Origin of the sequence: Vibrio profundum, from assembly GCF_050337555.1 — a bacterium.
GTDB classification, from domain to species: Bacteria; Pseudomonadota; Gammaproteobacteria; order Enterobacterales; family Vibrionaceae; genus Vibrio; species Vibrio profundum.
Genome location: NZ_JAKJTA010000040.1, coordinates 1 through 920 on the forward strand (window position 1 = coordinate 1; position 920 = coordinate 920).

Genomic DNA, 920 nt, shown 5'->3' on the forward strand with positions numbered 1-920 from the left:
AAGAGCACGAAGCGGGAGAGAGAAGATACCTTTTATCATTAGGGCGGTTTCAATCGCCGTGTCGGTGTATTGAAACCCTCGACCTCGCTTGCCGTGATGGGTCATACATTTCCAGGCTTTCACCGCTGAATCGTCAATCCAAAAAGTAACCCCGCCACGCTGACAGAGTGCTTGGTTGTATGCTCTCCAGTTCGTGATTTTAGCTTTCGACTTACCCATTTTTGTATCCCAACAATCATTCTCAAAAGATCAGATCGTAAGGATGGAAAAAGGTTCAATCGATTTGGGCAACAACGCCCTTTTATGCATGAAGCATTGATATAGTCTAGGTCAATTACCAACAGATGGGTGATCCGTACCAACAGTTTTGGACACTGAGTTAAGTGAGTACAATTACTAACGAGGTGAACCATGAAAAGCAAAAAGAAACGTATACTTCATTCTTCTGAATTTAATGCGGAAACCCTGAAACTGGCAGAGAAAGTCGGTGTGGCTGCGGCAGCAAGGCAACTTTCCTTACATGAATCTCAGATCTACGGTTGGCGTAAAGCAGCAAAAGGGAATACGAGTACCAGCCTACGGGAAAAGAATTAGCTGTTGAGAACGCTAAGCTCAAAAGGCAGTTGGCCGAACAAGCAGAAGAGTTAGAAATCGTAAAAAAGGCCGCTGTAGGTTCAAGTGGTCATTGCAACAGTTTTACTAAACTACTGATTTGCATGGACACGAATGATGAAACGAGAAAAACGTACATTTACCCAAGACGAAAAGGATTTAGTATTCAGGCTGTGGAAACAGGGGACAGGCTTTAGCGATATTGGTCGTATTTTAAATGCTGCTCCTGGTACCGTATTCACGGTCCTACGGGAGACTGGTGGCATCAAGCCCAACCCTCGGAAAAGGAATACACAACATCTAACGCT

2 protein-coding genes and 1 pseudogene are annotated in these 920 nt (G+C 44.5%); 2 read left to right on the top strand and 1 reads right to left on the bottom strand.

Going from position 1 to position 920, the window contains the following annotated elements; all coding sequences use genetic code 11:
* Positions 1-219, bottom strand: a 219-nt coding sequence (locus L4C34_RS20340) for a transposase (protein WP_428787760.1), incomplete at its 3' end; no start/stop codon positions are given.
* 192 nt (positions 220-411) lie between these two features.
* Between L4C34_RS20340 and L4C34_RS20345 the strand changes: the two are divergent.
* Both L4C34_RS20345 and L4C34_RS20350 read left to right on the top strand, forming a co-directional pair.
* Positions 412-662 (top strand): annotated as a pseudogene (locus tag L4C34_RS20345) (transposase); the annotation flags it as partial.
* A 67-nt stretch (positions 663-729) separates the two neighbouring features.
* Positions 730-920, top strand: a 191-nt coding sequence (locus tag L4C34_RS20350; RefSeq protein ID WP_428791119.1) for a helix-turn-helix domain-containing protein, incomplete at its 3' end; no start/stop codon positions are given.